This window comes from Actinomadura fibrosa (assembly GCF_900659615.1).
In the GTDB taxonomy this organism is placed as follows: Bacteria; Actinomycetota; Actinomycetes; order Streptosporangiales; family Streptosporangiaceae; genus Spirillospora; species Spirillospora fibrosa.
On record NZ_CAACUY010000026.1, the window covers coordinates 51,867 to 69,501 of the forward strand.

General features: G+C 75.4%; 16 protein-coding genes. 6 read left to right on the forward strand and 10 right to left on the reverse strand.

Annotated features, from left to right (window positions below; translation table 11 throughout):
- Nucleotides 1–9 precede the first annotated feature (9 nt).
- Nucleotides 10–1,341, reverse strand: a complete 1,332-nt coding sequence (locus tag E1300_RS12650) for a serine/threonine-protein kinase (protein WP_165502808.1) — start codon at nt 1,339–1,341, stop codon at nt 10–12.
- A 557-nt stretch (nt 1,342–1,898) separates the two neighbouring features.
- Between E1300_RS12650 and E1300_RS12655 the strand changes: the two genes are divergently transcribed.
- Nucleotides 1,899–3,320 carry a sensor histidine kinase gene (locus E1300_RS12655; RefSeq protein WP_131757166.1) on the forward strand — a complete coding sequence of 474 codons (1,422 nt, stop codon included), beginning with the start codon at nt 1,899–1,901 and terminating at the stop codon, nt 3,318–3,320.
- A 44-nt stretch (nt 3,321–3,364) separates the two neighbouring features.
- On the opposite strand, the gene E1300_RS12660 is transcribed toward E1300_RS12655, so the two are convergent.
- On the reverse strand, nt 3,365–4,786 hold the full coding sequence (locus tag E1300_RS12660; RefSeq protein ID WP_242619115.1) for an amidase: 1,422 nt from the start codon (nt 4,784–4,786) through the stop codon (nt 3,365–3,367).
- 120 nt (nt 4,787–4,906) lie between these two features.
- Between E1300_RS12660 and E1300_RS12665 the strand changes: the two genes are divergently transcribed.
- A complete protein-coding gene (locus tag E1300_RS12665; protein ID WP_131757168.1) occupies nt 4,907–6,391 on the forward strand; it encodes a carboxyl transferase domain-containing protein in 1,485 nt (494 codons plus the stop codon).
- A gap of 38 nt (nt 6,392–6,429) precedes the next feature.
- On the opposite strand, the gene E1300_RS12670 is transcribed toward E1300_RS12665, so the two are convergent.
- On the reverse strand, nt 6,430–7,407 hold the full coding sequence (locus E1300_RS12670; protein ID WP_131757169.1) for an Lrp/AsnC family transcriptional regulator: 978 nt from the start codon (nt 7,405–7,407) through the stop codon (nt 6,430–6,432).
- 84 nt (nt 7,408–7,491) lie between these two features.
- Here E1300_RS12670 and E1300_RS12675 point away from each other — a divergent pair, with 84 nt between their 5' ends.
- On the forward strand, nt 7,492–8,295 hold the full coding sequence (locus E1300_RS12675) for a VOC family protein (protein WP_165502809.1): 804 nt from the start codon (nt 7,492–7,494) through the stop codon (nt 8,293–8,295).
- Entirely contained in the window at nt 8,292–9,629 is a 1,338-nt protein-coding gene (locus E1300_RS12680; RefSeq protein WP_131757171.1) for a carboxylesterase/lipase family protein, read from the forward strand. Before E1300_RS12675 ends, E1300_RS12680 begins: the two co-directional genes overlap by 4 nt.
- Here E1300_RS12680 and E1300_RS12685 read toward each other — a convergent pair.
- From E1300_RS12685 to E1300_RS12705, 5 genes are all read right to left on the reverse strand, one after another.
- Nucleotides 9,614–9,949, reverse strand: coding sequence for a hypothetical protein (locus tag E1300_RS12685; RefSeq protein WP_131757172.1), 336 nt, complete (start codon nt 9,947–9,949; stop codon nt 9,614–9,616). The two genes, E1300_RS12680 and E1300_RS12685, sit on opposite strands and share 16 nt — an antisense overlap.
- A gap of 136 nt (nt 9,950–10,085) precedes the next feature.
- Nucleotides 10,086–10,901, reverse strand: a complete 816-nt coding sequence (locus E1300_RS12690; protein ID WP_242619116.1) for a TrmH family RNA methyltransferase — start codon at nt 10,899–10,901, stop codon at nt 10,086–10,088.
- Complete coding sequence (locus E1300_RS12695) at nt 10,879–12,177, reverse strand: glycosyltransferase (protein WP_131757174.1); 1,299 nt, start codon at nt 12,175–12,177, stop codon at nt 10,879–10,881. Before E1300_RS12695 ends, E1300_RS12690 begins: the two co-directional genes overlap by 23 nt.
- A 128-nt stretch (nt 12,178–12,305) precedes the next feature.
- Nucleotides 12,306–12,986 (reverse strand): hypothetical protein, encoded by a 681-nt coding sequence (locus E1300_RS12700; RefSeq protein WP_131757175.1) that lies wholly within the window; start codon nt 12,984–12,986, stop codon nt 12,306–12,308.
- 11 nt (nt 12,987–12,997) lie between these two features.
- A complete protein-coding gene (locus E1300_RS12705; RefSeq protein ID WP_131757176.1) occupies nt 12,998–13,192 on the reverse strand; it encodes a hypothetical protein in 195 nt (64 codons plus the stop codon).
- Nucleotides 13,193–13,418: 226 nt separating this feature from the next.
- Between E1300_RS12705 and E1300_RS12710 the strand changes: the two genes are divergently transcribed.
- Nucleotides 13,419–14,387 (forward strand): helix-turn-helix domain-containing protein, encoded by a 969-nt coding sequence (locus E1300_RS12710; RefSeq protein WP_131757177.1) that lies wholly within the window; start codon nt 13,419–13,421, stop codon nt 14,385–14,387.
- 96 nt (nt 14,388–14,483) lie between these two features.
- Nucleotides 14,484–15,554 carry an alpha/beta hydrolase gene (locus tag E1300_RS12715; protein ID WP_131757178.1) on the forward strand — a complete coding sequence of 357 codons (1,071 nt, stop codon included), beginning with the start codon at nt 14,484–14,486 and terminating at the stop codon, nt 15,552–15,554.
- A gap of 7 nt (nt 15,555–15,561) precedes the next feature.
- Here E1300_RS12715 and E1300_RS12720 read toward each other — a convergent pair whose 3' ends face one another.
- Together E1300_RS12720 and E1300_RS12725 are read right to left on the reverse strand one after the other, a co-directional pair.
- Entirely contained in the window at nt 15,562–16,989 is a 1,428-nt protein-coding gene (locus tag E1300_RS12720) for an aldehyde dehydrogenase family protein (RefSeq protein WP_131757179.1), read from the reverse strand.
- Between the two features lie 4 nt (nt 16,990–16,993).
- Nucleotides 16,994–17,635, reverse strand: a 642-nt coding sequence (locus E1300_RS12725) for a PucR family transcriptional regulator (protein ID WP_207399680.1), incomplete at its 5' end; no start/stop codon positions are given.

A 17,635-nucleotide genomic window follows, 5' to 3' on the forward strand; every position in this document is an offset into this window, starting at 1 on the left:
GGGCGCGGGTCAGTGGGAGTGGGCCTTTCGCTTGCCCTTGGCCTTGCCTTTTCCGGCGTGGCCTTTCTCCGCGTGCTTCTTCGGCTTGGGCGGTTTTCCGGGCTTCTGCGCCTTCTGTGTCTTCTGTGCTTTGACCGGCCACCGCGACGGGCGGGGCTTGACCGCGGTGTCCGCCTTCTTCGTGGTCGGGACGGAGACGCTCGGCGCGCGCGAGCCCGGCGCCGGCGTGGCGGTGCCGCGGTCGGCGACCAGGCTCGCGATCACGGCGCCGATCAGGACGGTCCCGGCGGCGGCCCCGATGCCGGCGAGCAGCCGCGTCCTGCCGGACGACAGGGCGCCCGCCAGGCCGATCCCGAGCGGCGTGAACGCCCTCGTCGCCGTCTCGGCGTCGGACCCGCCGTCCACCGGGACGTGCGGCGGGGTCCGCGAGGGAAGGGCGGGCGGCGCGGGGCCGGGGACGGGGGCCGAGACCACCGCGGAGAGCGGCGGGCGCGGCCCGCCGGCGCTCATCACGGGCCCGTCGGCGGAGCGCGGCTGCTCCACCAGGGCCAGCAGGAGGTCGGGCGCGGTCGGACGGTCCGCGGGCGACTTCGCGAGCGCGGCGCGGACGGTGGGCAGGAGCGACTCGGGCAGGCCGGCGAGGTCGGGCTCGTCGGTGGTGACCCGCATGGTCTCGACGTCCCCGCCGAAGGGCATGCGGCCGGTGCCGGCGTGGGCGATGAGGCAGCCCCACGCGAAGATGTCGGCGGCCGGGGTGGCGGGGCCGCCCATCAGCACCTCCGGGGCCATCCAGCCGGGGGTGCCGAGCACCTTGCCGTTGGCCGCGGTGGCGGTGTGGGCGTCCTGGCTGCGCGCGATCCCGAAGTCGATCACGCGGCAGCCGGACAGGGTGAGCATCACGTTCGCGGGCTTGAGGTCGCGGTGCACGAGCCCCGCGGCGTGGATCGCGGCGAGCGCCGAGGCCACGCCCACGGCGACGCCGTGCAGGTCGGCGGGCGGCAGGGGGCCGTCGCCGGTGAGGCGGGCGTGCAGCGAGACGCCGCCCACGTAGTCGGTGACGAGGTAGGGGCGGCCGTCCTCCTCGCCGTGCGCGAGGACCCGTGCCGTGCAGAACGAGGCGACCCGGCTGGCGAGGTCGGCCTCGTCGCGGAAGCGGCGCCGGTACGAGGGGTCTCCGGCGAGGTGCGGGTGGATCGTCTTGACCGCGACGCGTCCTCCGGACACCGGGTCGGCGCCCAGGTAGACCGTGCCCATGCCGCCCGAGCCGAGGCGGCCCAGGAGGGTGTGACCGCCGACCACACGCGGGTCGGCGGGTTCCAGCGGCCGAATGTCACCGTCCATGCGATGTCTGGCTCCCTTGCGTCTCTCCTGTCCATCCATCCCCGCTCGTCGGCAAAGTATGGCGTTCTTCCAGCACGGGAAGAGGAAACGTGATCGTCACGTCGATGTAGCACCCAGTGCATCGGCGGGGTGCAGAGTGGAACACAGGTCGACAGCAGGCCCGATCCCGTCGGATCCTCCTCGGCGCGCGGGTGGCGGGCGGCTGGCGGCACCGAAGGCGATGTCCGCGCGGACGGCACCCCAGGGGTGGGAGGCGCCGTTCGCGCGGACATCGATCCCCCGAGTTCCCTATAAATCCTGTTGACTTAGTAGGGCAAAGGGGGCAGGATAAGAACCGCGAGTCCAGCGCTCGTCGTTCTCGCCGCTAGGGGCGCTCTGCGGCGGGGACCGCCGGAAGGCCGGGGTGGTGCGGCACGGCCCGCCCCGGCCCCCGGCGACTCGCGAGAACCTCCCCCCTCGACCGGCCGGTCCCCATGTTTCGCAGGGCGACCGCCCGGTTACAACCAGGTTGGCGAACTCCCCCCGGGTACGCCGAGCGGGAAGGGGGATTCGGCCGCGTGGGGAGCGTCGGGAAACGGCTGTCGCCCTCCTGCTGGTCGGTGCGCACCCGGGTGACGGTGGCCGCGACGCTGATCGTCGGGGTCCTGCTGACCCTGGGCGTCACGATCTTCGACCAGGTCATGCGGCGGACGGTCTACCAGGACCTCCGCAAGAACGGGGTCGTCGCCATCGCCGGCCTCGTCGCGACCGTGCGCGCCGACGACCCGCACGGCCGCCTCCGCGTCCAGGACGTCGACTTCCCCCTGCTCCAGGTGGCGGACGAGAACGGCCGCGTCATCGCCAGGAGCGAGCCGCTGCGGGGGCGCCAGCCCCTCCGGGTGCCGCGCCCGAAGACCGAGGACCGCTTCGAGACCCATTCGACCTCCGTCCGCGGCGTGACCAACGAGGTCTACGTGATCGTCGAGCGCGTCCGCACGCCGTTCGGCGACCGCACCGTGTACGCCGGCGCGCCGATCCCGTTCAGCCAGCGCAAGGGCTTCTTCCTCGCCACGCTCGTCGCCGCGGTGCTGCTCGGCACCGCCGTGGTCGCGTGGATCGTCGCCGTGGCGGTGAGCAGGGCGCTGCTCCCGGTCCGGCGGATGAGCGGCGAGCTCGCCGCGATCACCGGCGGCGAGCTCGACCGCCGGGTGACGGTCCCGGGGCCGGTCGACGAGGTGTCCGACCTCGCCCGGTCGGTGAACGTGACGCTGGCGCGGCTGGAGGACGTCCTGGTCCGGCAGCGCGCCTTCGTCGCGGACGTCTCGCACGAGCTGCGCAGCCCGCTCGCCGGGCTCCGCGCCCAGCTGGAGGTGGCGCTGGAGCATCCGGACGACGAGGACTGGGAGGCGGTCGCGCGGGCGGCCCTCGGCGACGCCGACCGGCTCCAGGGCATCGTCACCGACCTGCTCATCCTCGCCAAGCTCGGCGCGGGCGTGAAGGTCGAGCGGCAGCCGATCGACCTCGGCGAGCTGGTCCGCACCGAGGCGGCGCGGCGCTCCCGGCGCGTCCCCGTCGAGGTCGGGGTGGAGGACGGGATCGTCGTCACGGCCAACCGCGGCCACCTGATCCGGCTGCTGACGAACCTGCTCGACAACGCCGAGCGGCACGCCCGCTCCCGGGTCCGGGTCACCGCGCGGCGGGACGGGCGGACGGCGGTCATGGAGGTCGCCGACGACGGCTCCGGCATCGCGCCGGAGGACCGCGAGCGCGTCTTCCTGCGCTTCCACCGGCTGGCCGAGAGCCGCGAACGCGACCGCGGCGGCACCGGCCTCGGCCTCGCGATCTGCCGCGACATCGCCCACGCCCACGGCGGAACCCTGATCGCCACGGGCGGCGACGACCCCGGCGGCGGCGCGGGCGGCGAGCCGCCGGGCGGCGGGGAGCGGCTCGGGGGCGCCCACCTGATCCTCCGCCTGCCCATCGCCGACGAGTACACCTGACCGCTGGCCCGGGCCGGCCCGGCTCGGCCCTGGCCGCGGCCCGGTCAGCGCGCGGTGAGCGGAGGGCGCCGGGCGCCGTGGCCGGTCGCGCGCTCGTAGGCGTGCCCGATCTGGAGGACGGCGAGGTCCGCGCGGTGCGGGCCGACGATCTGGAGGCCGACCGGCAGCCCGTCGGGGGTGAAGCCGGCGGGGACGGACAGCGCGGGGCAGCCGGTCGCCGACACCAGGTAGCAGGACCGCATCCACTCCAGGTAGTCGGCCATCGGGACCCCGGCCACCTCGGCCGGGTACTCGGCGCCCGCGTCGAACGGCGGCACCTGGCTGACCGGCAGCAGCAGGGCGTCGTAGCGCTCGAAGAACGTCCGGACGCGGTGGAAGAGCGCCGTGTGCAGGGCCTCGGCGCGCCCGACGTCGGCGCCCGTGAGGAGCCGTCCCGCCTCGATGTTCGCTGCCAGGGACGGCTTGAAGTCCCCGCGCCGCTCGTCCAGCAGGGGGCCGAGGCTGAGGTCCCAGTGCCAGGCGCGGAGCGTCCGGAAGACCTCGTCGGCGCCGGACAGGTCCGGGCACGCCTCCTCGACGGTGCAGCCGAGGTCGGCGAACACCTTCGCGGCCGGTTCCAGGGCGGTGGTGACGGCGGGATCGACGGGCACCGTCCCGCCGAGGTCGGGGGACCAGGCGACGCGCAGCCCGGCGAGGTCGCGGTCCAGCGGGACGGCGAACGCGGCGCCGGGCGTCTCCAGCGCGATGGGGCTCCGCGGGTCGGGCCCGGCGAGCACCGACAGCAGCAGCGCGACGTCGGCGACGTCGCGGGCCATCGGCCCCTGCACGCTCATGGTCGCCCACGCGGCGGGCACCGGCCAGGACGGGACGCGTCCGGGGGAGGGGCGGAACCCGACGACGTTGCAGAAGGACGCCGGGTTGCGCAGGGAGCCGCCCATGTCGCTGCCGTCGGCGAGGGGATGCATGCCGCACGCCAGCGCGGCCGCGGCGCCGCCGCTGCTCCCGCCCGCCGACCGGGACGGGTCGTAGGGGTTGCGGGTCACGCCGAAGACCGGGTTGAAGGTGTGGGATCCGGCGGCGAACTCGGGGACGTTCGTCTTGCCGAGCGTGACGGTCCCGGCGGCGCGCATCCGCTCGACGATGAGGTCGTCGGTGTCCGGGACGTGGTCGGCGAAGATCGGCGATCCGGACGTCGTGCGGATCCCGGCGGTGGCGTGGGTGTCCTTGTGGGCGACGGGGAGGCCGTGCAGCGGCCCGGTCTCCGCGCCGGACGCGAGCCGCTCGTCGGCCGCGAGCGCCTCCCGCTCGGCCCGCTCGGGCACGAGCGTGACGATGGCGTTGACCTGCGGGTTCGTCCGCTCGATCTGGTCGAGATGGGCTTGCAGGACCTCGCGCGCCGACAGCTCGCGGGTCCGGACCAGGCGGGCCAGCTCCCGCGCCGGGGTGAAGACGATCTCGTCTGACACAGGGACTCCTCCCGCCGGGGCACCCGGGTGCCCGCGCCGTCCGCTCACGACGTCATCATGCAGGGGGAAGCTCGCCCGGGGCCATGACCGCGGGCGCCCGCCGAGAACGGAGGCGACCGGGTGACGGAACGGGTCGGTGCGCGCGAGCTGCTGCGCCGGGTGCTGGACGGCGGCGAATGGGAGTCCTGGGACGCCCCGCCCGCCGAGGTCGCCGCCCCCGGCTCGGCGTACGCGGCGGAGCTGGCCGCCGCGCGGGAGCGCTCCGGGAGCGACGAGGCGGTCGTCACCGGGGCGGGGCGGTTGCGCGGCCGGCGGGTGGCGTTCGTCGTGTCGGAGTTCCGCTTCCTCGCGGGGTCGATCGGGCTGGCGACCGCCGACCGGATCGTGGCGGCCGTCGAGCGCGCCACCGCCGAGGGGCTGCCGCTGCTCGCCGCGCCGTCCTCGGGCGGGACGCGCATGCAGGAGGGCACGGCCGCGTTCGTGCAGATGGCCCGCATCGCCGCGGCGGTCATGGCGCACCGCGCGGCCGGGCTGCCCTACCTCGTCTACCTGCGGCACCCGACGACGGGCGGCGTGTTCGCCTCGTGGGGCTCGCTCGGCCACGTGACCGCCGCCGAGCCGGGCGCGCTCATCGGGTTCCTCGGCCCGCGCGTGTACGAGGGCCTGTACGGCGAGCCGTTCCCGGAGGGCGTCCAGGTCGCCGAGAACCTCGCCGCCAAGGGCCTGGTGGACGCCGTCGTCGGCATCGACGACCTGGCAGACGTGGCGTCCACCGCGCTGAAGGTTCTGTGCGCCCGCCCGTCCGCGACCGTTGCTGACGCGTATTCCGGCCAGGCAGCGAAGCCGGACGAGACTGCGGGCGATACGGCGTGGGAGTCGATCGAGCGGTCGCGGAGGGCCGACCGTCCGGGCGTCCGCGAGCTGCTGCGCCACGGGGCCGCGGACGTCACGCCGCTGTCGGGCACCGGCCAGGGGGAGGCGGAGCCGGGGCTGCTGCTCGCGCTCGCCCGGTTCGGCGCCGAGCCGTGCGTGCTCGTGGGCCAGGACCGCCGGGGCCAGCGGACCGGGCACCCGCTCGGCCCGGCGGGCCTGCGCGTCGCGCGGCGCGGCATGGGGCTGGCCGCCGAGCTGGGGCTGCCGCTGGTCACCGTGGTCGACACGCCCGGCGCGGTGCTGTCGGCCGAGGCGGAGGAGGGCGGCCTCGCCGGGGAGATCGCCCGCTGCCTGGCCGACCTGATCACCCTGGCCGCGCCGACGCTGTGCCTGCTGCTCGGCGAGGGGACGGGCGGCGCCGCGCTGGCGCTGCTCCCGGCCGACCGCGTCCTCGTGGCCCGGCACGCCTGGCTGTCGCCGCTGCCGCCGGAGGGCGCGTCCGTGATCGTCCACCGCACGCCGGACCGCGCCGGCGAGATGGCCGCGGCCCAGGGCGTCCGGTCGGCGGAGCTCCTGCGGAACGGCCTGGCCGACGAGCTCGTCGACGAGCGCCCGGACGCCGCGGACGAGCCGGAGGCGTTCTGCCGCCGGGCCGCCGCGGCGGTGGAGCGGCACCTGCACGGCCTGACCCCCGGCGGTCCCGCCGCCCGCCAGGCGCGCTACCGCCACTGACCCCCCACGACCGGCGCCCGAGCGCGGCGGGCCGTGGCTCAGCGCGGGGCGCGGGCGGGCCTCCGGGCCGGGACGCTGCCGACCTTCTTCGCGTAGGCGGTGACCGGGACCGCCTCCTGGCCGCGGACGCCGTCGAGGGCGCCGACGCGGCCGTCCAGGTAGCGGAACGCGTCGTCGGCGTCGCGGCACACCAGGTAGGCCACGAGCGCGGCCGGGCCGGTGACCGCGCCGATGAACGCGATCTCGGTGTCCCCGGCCAGGGCCCCGGCGACGGCGGCGGCCCGTCCGGGGGCGACCGTCAGCCACAGCATGTAGGACGCCGCGTACCCGAACAGGCGCGGGTCCGTCTCGACGGTGAACTGGAGCGCCCCGGCGAGGCGCAGCTCGGCCAGGCGGCGGCGGACGGCGGACTCCGACCGGCCGGCGGCCCGCGCGAGCTCCGGATACGCCGCCCTGCCGTCCACGGCGAGCGCGGGCAGCAGCCGCGCGTCGAGCTCGTTCAGCACGACGCGGCCGCCCGTCCCGCCGCGGCGGCGGCGCAGCGCCGCGACCTGCTCCGCCGTGAGGGCGGACGTGCGGCCGGGCCAGGCGCGGCCCTCGTCCATGAAGGGGCGCAGCATCTCGCAGGGCTGCACCGACAGCACGTGCGGGGTGCGGCCGAGGCCCTCCAGCAGCGCGCGGTCCGGGTCGCGGACGAGGACCGACAGCTCCGCCCCGCCCGCGAGCACCGTCACCCAGGAGGTGTCCGGACGGCGGGCCAGCGCGTCCGCGAGCGCCGGGGCGGCGTCCGGCAGGCAGCGGACGCGGACGAACCACTCGCGGTGGCCCGTCCGGCGGACGTCGGGGAGGCCGAGGACCCGCGCCGCGCCCGCCGCGCGCAGCCGCCGGTAGCGGCGCGCGACCGTGCGGTCGGCGGTGCCGAGGACCTCGGCGACGCGGCTGAACGGGGCGCGCCCGTCGAGCTGGAGCGCGTGCAGGAGCTGCCGGTCGAGGCCGTCCAGCGTGACCGAATCCACCTGGAAACAGTAACCGGTGTCGGAAAGCGGCGTCCCGCCCCCGCCGGACGGCGCGGCGGGCCCGGCGGGATGCAGGGTCGGTCCATGAACATCGACCACACCGGCATCCTGACCCGGGACCTCGACGCCCTGGAGCGCTGGTTCGAGGCGCTCGGCTTCGTCCTGAGCCCCCGCTCGCGCCACCGCCTCGCCCTGCGTCCCGGCGAGGAGACCGTCCCCGGCAACACCGCGAACCGCTGTGCGGTGTTCGCCGACTCGTTCATCGAGCTGCTCGGCATCGTCGACCCGTCCGCGCCGGACCCGTGGGGCGTCAACGGCGTCCCGGACGGGTTCCGGATCTTCTACGTCCGCTCCGGCGACCTGGAGGCGGACGAGCGGCGGCTGCGAGACGAGGGCGTCCCGACCCTCGGCATTCGCTCGCTGGAGCGTCCCGTGGACACCCCCGACGGGACCCGCACCCTCCGCGCGAGCGCCCTCCACGTGGACCCGAAGGCGACGCCCGAAGGGTTCCTGGGCATCGCGCGGCATCTGACCCCCGAGTACCTGCACCAGCCGCGCTACCTCGACCACCCGAACGGCGCGCTCCGGGTGTCCGGTCTGACCGTGATGGTGGACGAGCCGGAGCTCGACGCCTATGCCGACCGCTACGCCCGCATCATCGGCGTTCCGGCGCGGGCCGAGGGGGCCGACCGGGTGCTGAACCTGCCCGACGGCCATGTCCGGCTGGTCGCCTCCAGCGGACGCTCGCACTTCGCCGGGATGACCGTCCGCGTGCGGGACGTAGAGGCCGCCCGGACGCTCGTGGACGGCAACGGTGTCCCGACCCGCACGGCGGGGCAGGGGTTCACCGTGACGGGCTTCGGCGCCGACGTGACCTTCGTCCAGTGATCGTCGAGACGGTGCCGGGACGCGTGCGCGGCACGGCGGGACGCGGCGGGTCCACGGCGTTCCTCGGCGTCCCGTACGCGACGGCGGAGCGGTTCGGCGCGCCGCGTCCCGCCGAGCCATGGCCGGGCGTCCGGGACGCGCTCGAACCGGGCCCGGCCGCGCCGCAGGGCCCGTCCCGGCTGGAGCGGATCATGGGGCCGGTGGCGGCGGCCCAGTCCGAGGACTGCCTGACCCTCAACGTGTGGACGCCGTCCGCCGCCGGGCCGCCGCGCCCGGTCCTGGTGTTCCTGCACGGCGGCGGCTACTCCAGCGGTTCGGGCGGTTTCCCCTGGTACGACGGCGGTGTCCTCGCCGCGCGCGGCGGCATGGTCGTCGTCACCGCCTCCTACCGGCTCGGCGCGCTCGGCTTCCTCCGCCTGCCGGGCGTGAGCGAGGGCAATCTCGGGCTGCGCGACCAGCTCGCCGCGCTGGAGTGGGTTCGCGACGGGATCGCGGCGTTCGGCGGCGATCCGGGCGCCGTGACGGTCGCGGGCCAGTCGGCGGGCGCGTTCTCGATCATGGCGCTGCTCTCCACCGGACGAGCGCGCGGCCTCTTTCACCGGGCGATCCTTCAGAGCAACCCCGGCGGCATGATCCCGACGGCCCCGGCGGACGCCGAGCGCACCGGCGCGCTCTACCGCGAGCTCCTCGGCGCCGACCCCCGCACGGCGCCGGTCGGCGCGCTCCTCGCCGCGCAGGGCGAGCTGGCCCGCCGGACCGTCCGCCCGCTGGACGCCGTCCCGCCGTTCCAGCTCGTCGCGGACGGCTCCCTCGTCGCGGACGACCCGGTCACCGCGGCCGGGCGGCGCGGCGCGGACGGCGTCGACGTCCTGCTGGGCACGAACCGCGACGAGGCGGCCGCGTTCTTCGCCGGGGACGACCGGATCGCCGCCCTCGACCGGGACGCGCTGGCCGCCGCCGCGACCCGCTGGTTCGGCGCCCCGGACCGCGCCCTCGCGCCGCGTCCGGTCCCGGAACTGGCCGTGGAGCTGGCCACCGACCACCTGTTCCGCGAGCCCGCGGACCGGCTGTCCGCGCTCCTGGCCGAGCACGGCGACCCGCCGTGGACGTACCGGTTCGACTGGCAGCCGCCGGGCAGCCCGTTCGGCGCGTGCCACTGCGTCGAGCTGCCGTTCGTCTTCGGCGACCCGGAGCCCTGGCGGGACGCGCCGATGCTGGGCGGAGCGCCGCCCCCGCCCTCCCTCGTGACGGAGATGCAGGACGCGTGGACCGGCTTCGTCCACAAGGGCACGCCCGGCTGGTCACGCGGGACGATGCGTCACTTCACCGGCTGAGCGGCCCTCTCCGGCCGGACCTCCGGTGCGCGGACGGCCGCCGCCGACCTGACCGGAAAGCCCACCGCCTGGGGCGGAAAGCTCACCGCCTCGGGCGGCACGTCCGGCGACGGCCCGTCCGGGGCGGCGGCCGGGAACGAGCGCCGCACGACGGACGGGAACCAGCGCGGGAGCCGGAGCGTTCCCGGCCGGTGCCGGCGGCCGCGCGGGACGAGCATGGTGGCGGCCGCGTAGGCCAGGCCCGCGCCGAGCACGGTGAGGAGCCCCGCGAGGAGCCACTTCCGCCGGGAGACCGCGCGGCCCGCGGTGGTGTCCGCCATGTCGATGCTTCCTGTCACGTTCCTAGACGCATTCCTGCGCACAGGGTGGCAGATGATGACCGTGAGGCGCATCGTGGTAACCACTTACACTTTCGCGCGTTCCAATCCCACGGGCGCCCGCTTTGGGACGTCCGGTTCAGGATCGTCCGGCGCGCTGGCGGACGGCCTCGTACAGGGCGACCGTGGCGGCGCTGGCGGCGTTCAGCGAGCTGGCCGCGCCGCCGATCGGGATCCGCGCCATGACGTCGCAGCCCTCCCGCCAGCCCGCGCTCAGCCCGGCGGTCTCGTTCCCGATCACCAGCAGCACCGGGCCCGTCAGGTCCACCCCGGCGATGTCGGCGGTGCCGTTCTCGTCGGTGCCGACCACGGTCAGCGGCCGTCCGCCCGCCCGGTGCCCGCGCGCCCACTCCAGGACCTCCCGGTGCGAACGGACCCGGACGACCGGCACCGCCATCAGCGACCCGGTGGAGGCGCGGACCGCCTTGGGGTCGTACGGGTCGGCGGCATGCCCGGTGACGATCAGGCCCGCGCCGCCGAACGCGTCCACCGACCGGACCATCGTGCCGATGTTGCCGGGCCCGGTCGGCCGGTCGAACACCGCCCCGAGGAACGACGGCCCGACCGGGACGCGCGCCAGGTCGTCGGCGGGCAGTTCGAGCACCGCCACCAGCTCGGGGACCTCCTGCTCCTTGCCGCTCAGCTCCCGCAGCAGTTCCGGGGCCATCGCCACCCGCTCGCCGCCGGCCCGCTCCAGCATCCCGGCCGCCCACCGCGACGGCGGCCGGCCGGCGTCGTAGATCAGCGCCCGCACCGGCCAGCCGCGCTCCACCGCCAGCGTGATCGGCCGGACGCCCTGCACCAGGAACTCGCCCGCCCGCTGCCGCTTGTTCTGGTTCCGCAGCAGCGCCTCCCACTGCTGGAACCGCGCGTTAGGACGCGAAATCCGCAGCACGCCCCCCACCAGGCACCCCAGTCCCTCGCCGTCCGGAAACCGGCCCAGTCTCCCACACGCCGGAACCGCCCCGATCGGCGCCGAGCAGCAGGTTCGCGGCCACCGTCGTCCCGTCGCCGCGGATCGTGCCCGCCACGGCCTTCGCCCGCGCCCGCGTCCCGGACGCCAGGGCCGTGTCGAGCGCGGCCGACAGGGACGCGACGGTCGGAGCCGGACCTTCATGCGCCGCGCCGATGCCCAGCTCCGCCACCCGCGCGGCCCAGTGCGGCTGGTCCACGATCTGCGGGACGATCACCTGCGGCGCGCCGGCCCGCGCCGCCGTCGTCGTGGTGCCCGCCCCGCCGTGGTGCACGACGGCGGCCACCCGGCCGAACAGCGCCTGCTGGTTGACCTCGCCGACGACGAAGCAGTCGTCCCGGTCGTCGACCGCGGCCAGCCCGGCCCAGCCGCGGGCGAGCAGGACGCGGCGGCCGTGCGCGCGGACCGCCTCGACGGCCACCTGGGCGATGTCCTTCGGGGTGTGCGCGGCCATGCTGCCGAAACCCACGTACACCGGCGGCTCCCCGGCGTCCAGGAACGCCGCCAGCCCGTCCGGCAGCGGACGCTCGTCCGGCAGGATCCACGCCCCGGTCTGCACGAGGTCGAGATCCGTCATGTCCTGCCACGGGCCGAGGACCGGGTCGACCGCCAGCCACGGCCGCTCGGTGAGGACGTGCGCGCGGACATCGTCCACCGGCGGCAGGCCGATCGCCGCCCGATGCCTGTTGAGCGCCTCGCCGTACAGCGCGTTCACCCGCTGCGCGTCCTCCTTCCACAGCGCCCGGGCGTCGTTCTCGTCCGAGAACGGCTTGCCCGGCCTCCCCGGCGGACGGAAGTGCCGCGACGGCATCCCGAACGGATGGAAGGCCGCGGCCACGTACCGGATGCCGAGCTTCTCGGCGACGTCCCGCGCCCCGGCCGGCATCAGCCCGGTCGCCAGCAGCACGTCGCAGTCCTCGGCGGCCGTCATCAGCGTCTCGAACCGCGCGGCGACCAGCGCGGGAGCGAGCTCGAACGCGGCCTTCGCCGACGGCGGCTCCGTGCCCGCCACCACCGAGCGCACCGTCGGGCCGAGCGGCACCATCGGCACGCCGGCGCGGGCCAGCAGCGCCGCGAACTCCTCGTCCGGCGGCACGCACACCCGCGCCTCCGCGCCGCACTCCCGCAACCGGACGGCCAGCGCCGCCAGCGGCTCGACGTCCCCGCGCGACCCCCACGCCGTCAACGCAACGCGCATCTCTCGTCCCCCGTTTCCGCAGGTCCTGGCTTTCCGGTGGACCATCGTGAGGCATCACGGGGGCCTTGCCGCAAGCCCCCCTGTGCGCTATACGTTGGAAATGGAGAGGAGTGCGCTCTCCTCCGGCCTCACTCCCCGCGCAACTCGACGAGCCGAGCCAGCAACGCCGCCCGCCCGCCGTCCGCCTCCGGCGAGGCCGGCGCGTACGGTGCCTCCTTGAGGATCTCGGCCCCGCTCTCCCGCACCTCCGCCACCTGCTCCCGCAGGTACTGCTGGATGTCCTGCACGCGGTCGCTCGCACTGATCAGGTAGGCGGCCTCGCGGACGAGATGCGAGGGAGTCTGCGCCACCACCGCCGGGTCGCGCCCGGTGGCCGCGACCTGGCCCTTGAGCCCGAGGTCGGACCAGATCACCTCCCACCCGCCCCAGCCCTCGACGACCGCCGTCCCCGGATGAGGCAGGGGCCAGGCCGTCACCGTGCGGGCCGCGACATCGATCAGAGCCCCACCCCGGACATGCTCGACCCGCGGCAACGTGGTGTGGGGCGCGCCCTGAAGCGCCGTCACCAGGTCGGCGCCCGCGGTCATCACCTCGTCGATCCGGTAATCGGTCGTGGTGAAGTCCCGAACCCGCCCGTCAGAGAAACGCACCGTCACAATCGTCTCGGTGTCCAGGTAATAAGGATCCGGATCGGATCTGGTGACGTAATCCCTGTGGTAGTCGAGGTCCATGGGAATCCCGAGCCACGGCACGCCCTCATTGAGCGTGTCCAAGATCTGCTCGATCGTCGGCCGCCGCTGTTCCCGCACGTTGTCGAAGATCAGGTCTTCGGCGTCGAGATCCTAGGTAGGCGACCACGTCGGCATGCTCGCGTACCGCCCGGGCCGCCGATGTACGACTCCAGTTGTTCCGGGCCCATCAGCGGGTCGGAGGCCAGCGAGAGCGCGCCGAACTGCGAATAGTGGATCCGGTGTTCACCCCGGTCCACGATCACATAGTTCGCGCGATGTCCCATACGCCCGATTGTGAATGACGTTCCTTCAGGCATCGACTGGTTTTCCGGCGCGGGCCGGGCGTCTCGATGCTCGGGCCGAATGTCCGGGCAATGTCCGGTCGGGTGTCCTTCCCGATGGCCGTCCGGTGATCGATTCTCGGAGACGGGTGGTATCCGTGCGTCGCGGTGCGAAGGCATCCGGGTGAGCGCCCGTCCGACCCCGCGGCGACGACACTGTGGGTGGATCATGAACGTCATCGGCACCGCCGGGATGCCCGCGGCGGAGCGGCTCGCCTTCCGGCGCGAGGTGAGCGCGAAGTTATGGGGGCCCTGCGACCGGCGCCGTGGGTCGCACGCCGAGGTCGGATTCCGGGCCGATTCCGGCGTCAGCGAGTTCGGGCCCGTCCAAGCGGCGCTGGTCACGACGGCACCGCACGCCGTGCGGTGCACGCCCGACCCCGTCCGCCGCCCGGAACCCGAGGTGTTCAAGCTGGGCTGCGTCGTGCGGGGCGGCGGCCTGGTGGAGCAGGACGACCGGCGCGCGGACCTCCAGGCCGGGGACCTCATCCTGGTCGACACCTCGCGCCCGTTCCTCGGACGGTGCGCGCCCGACGCCCCGGCGAGCCTGCTGCTCCTGCGGTTCCCGCGCGAGGCGCTGCCGCTGCCCGCCCGGGACGTCCGGCGGCTGAACGGCGTCCGCATCCCGGGCTCGCACGGTGTCGGCGCGCTGTCGTCGCAGTTCCTGTTGCAGCTCGCCGCGCGCATGGACGAGCTGGGCCCGTCCGAGACGGCGAGGCTGTCGGCCCTGGTCCTGGACGTGCTGACCGTCGCGCTCGCCGGGGCGCTGGACGTCCACGGCGCGGCGCCGTCCTCCACCCGGCAGGGGGCGCTGATGGCGCAGATCCGCGCCTTCATGGAGAAGAACCTCGGTGACGCCCGGCTCACCCCGGAGGCCATCGCCGTGGCGAACCACATCTCCCTGCGCTACCTGCACAAGCTGTTCCAGCAGGACGGTCACACCGTCGCCGGGTGGATCCGCGAGCGCCGCCTGGAGGCGTGCCGCCGCGACCTGACCGACCCCCGGCTGGCGTCCCGTTCGATCGGCGCGATCGCGGCGGGCTGGGGCTTCAGCAGCCCCGCGCACTTCAGCCAGGCGTTCCGCGCCACCTACGGCCTCTCCCCCCGCCAGTACCGCACCCGAACCCCCACCCTCTGAAGGCTGAGCCGGCGAGCGGGGAGTGAGTCCAGGCCGCTCTTCGGGAGGAGGGCTACTGGGGGGTACGGTGTGCGGTACTTCTGACTTGGAGGTGTGATGGCGCAGCCGCTCGAATTCGTGCCGCCCTCGGTCGTGGGGGGTTTCCTGCGGGTCGTGTTCGCGTTGCCGGGGCCGGTGAAGAGGCTCATCGCCGGGGCGCCGGTGGTGCGGGACGGGCAGCGGCTGGCGCTGGACGCGCAGGTGCTGCTCAGGCTGCTGCGGCTGGAGGGGGAGTCGCTGGGCGCGGCGACGCCCGCGGAGGCGCGGCGGGGGCTCGCGCGGGGGTCGGCGATGCTCTCGAAGGTGCCCGCGCGGCCGGTGCGGACGCGGGAGATCGCCATCCCCGGGGACGTCTCGGCGCGGCTGTACACGCCGGCCGGGCTCGCGGACGGGTCGCCGCTGCTCGTCTTCTACCACGGCGGCGGATGGGTCGTCGGCGACATCGCGACCCACGACACGGTGTGCCGGTACCTCGCGGTGCACGCGGAGGTGCGGGTGCTGTCGGTGGACTACCGGCTCGCGCCCGAGCACCCGTACCCGGCGGGGATCGAGGACGCGCTGACCGCCTACGAGTACGCGGTGGAGAACGCGGAGTCGCTCGGCGCCGACCCGGGGGCCGTGGCGGTGGGCGGCGACAGCGCGGGCGGCAACCTGGCGACGGTCGTCGGGCTGTTCGCCGAGCGGAGGCCGGCGTTCGCGCTGCTGTTCTACCCGGCGACGGACATGTCGGTGCGGCGGCGGTCGCGGGAGCTGTTCGGGGACGGGTTCTACCTGACCGACGAGGACATGACGTGGTTCAGCGACCACTACTGTCCGGAGGAGCGGCGCAAGGAGCCGCGGGTGTCGCCGCTGCTGGCCGACGATCTCAGCGGGTTCCCGCCCACCTATCTCGTCACGGCGGGGTTCGACCCGCTGCGGGACGAGGGGGAGGCGTTCGCGGAGCGGCTCGCGGAGGCCGGGGTGCCCGTCGCGCTGCGGCGGCAGGAGGACCTGATCCACGGGTTCGCGAACATGTGGTCGCTGGGCGGGCGGTTCCAGGAGGCGGTGTCGGAGGCGGCCGGGGCGCTGCGGACGGGCCTGGCCCTGCACCGGGGCGGCGGGACCCGGGAGCCCGGGTCCCGCGGCTGACGACGCGTCAGAGGGGGAGGCCCGTGAGGATCATGACCTTCTCCTCGGTGTAGTCGGCCATCGCCGAGCGCAGGCCCTCGCGGCCGACGCCGGAGTCCTTGACGCCGCCGTACGGCATCTGGTCGGCGCGGTAGGAGGGGACGTCGCCGATGACGACGCCGCCCACGTCGAGTTCGCGGTGCGCGCGGAAGGCGATGTCGAGGTTCCGGGTGAAGACGCCGGCCTGGAGGCCGAACGCGGAGTCGTTGACCCGGGTGAACGCGTCGTCGACGCCGTCCACGGGCTGGACGAGCATGACGGGCCCGAAGACCTCCTCGCGGGCGACCTTGGCGTCGTCCGGGACGTCCGCGAGGACGGTCGGGGCGTACGCGGCGCCCTCGCGGGTGCCGCCGGTGAGGATCTTGGCGCCCGCCTCGACGGCCTCGTTGACCCAGGCCTCGACGCGTTCGGCGGCGTCCTGGCTGACGAGGGGGCCGACCTGGGTCTTGTCGTCCCACGGGTCGCCGGTGACGAGGCCGGAGACGGTGTCGATGAGCTTCGGCAGGAACGCGTCGTACATGGAGCGGTCGACGTAGACGCGCTGGACGGCGATGCAGCTCTGCCCGGCCTGGTAGTTGGAGAACAGCCCGATGCGCTGGGCGGCCCAGTCGAGGTCGGCGTCCGGGAGGACGACGGCGGCGCCGTTGCCGCCGAGCTCCAGCGTGACGTGCTTGCGCGGCACCTGGTCGTTGATGGCCCAGCCGACGGGGACGGAGCCGGTGAACGAGACGATCGGGAGCCGCGGGTCCTCGACGAGCGCGCCGGCGCGGTCGTTCGGCACGGGCAGGACGGAGAACATGCCCGCGGGCAGGCCGGTCTCGGCGAGCAGCTCGCCGAGCAGGAGCGCCGACAGCGGGGTGGCGGGGGCGGGCTTCAGCACGATCGGGGCGCCGACGGCGATGGCGGGGGCGACCTTGTGCGCGGCCAGGTTGAGGGGGAAGTTGAACGGGGAGATGCCGAGCACCGGGCCCTTGGGGACGCGGGTGATGTAGGCCATGCGGCCGTCCGCGGCGGGGTCGGTGTCGAGGCGCTGCGTGGTGGCGCTCCACCGGCGGGTCTCCTCGGCGGCGAACCGGAACGTGGAGATCGCGCGGGTGACCTCGCCGCGCGCCCACAGCAGCGGCTTGCCGTTCTCGCCGGTGATCAGCCGGGCGATCTCCTCCGCGCGCTCGGCGAGCCGGGCCGACACGTGGGCGAGGGCCTCGGCCCGCACGTGCAGGGGGAGCGCGGCGGCCTCCCGGCGGACGGTGTCGGCCGCGGAGAGAGCCTCCTCCACCTGCTCGGGGGTCGGGACGGCGACGGTGCCGACGGTGCGGCCGTCGTAAGGGTGCGTCACGGTCAGCTCGGCGTCACCGGTCGCGGGCCGCCCGGCCAGCCAGAAGGGGGTCACGTTCATGCCTTCACGCTATCTCCGGGGATCCGCGATGGGAGTCTCCGGCCTGTCCAATCGCGCCGTCCTCGTTGGCCGTGACGGCCAGCGCCACCCACAGCTCCGCGCGGACCGCCGGGTCGTCCATGTCGCGGGCGAGGACCTCGGCCGCCCTGCGGATCCGGGTGCGGAGCGTGTGCCGGTGGACGCCGAGCGCGCGCGCCGCCGCCTCGCCCTGCCCGTTCGCCGCCACGTAGGCGCGGACCGACTCGACCAGCCCTTCCGCGCGCAGCGGCGCCAGCAGGGCGTCGGCGAAGGCGCGTGCGGCGCCGGGGTCCAGCAGGCCGAGGACCCCGCGTCCGGGGAGGTCGGAGTGGTACAGGACGGGTTCGCCGTGCCGCCGGGCGGCCGCGAGCGCGTCCTCGGCCTGCCGCAGCGCCGTCCCGAGGCCGTCGCGGCCGGCGGGGTCGCTGACGCCGATCGGGCCGGTGGGCGCGAGGAGCCGCACGGCCGCGCCGTCCGACCCGTCCGGGACGATCACGGCGGTGTGCCCGTCGAGCGGGGCGGCCAGGCACCGGTCGCCGACCGGGTCGGTGTCCAGCGTGTCGAGGACGGCGGTGCCGCCCGCACAGGCCAGCACGCGCAGCGGGCCCCGCGAGCCGAGCGGCGGGAC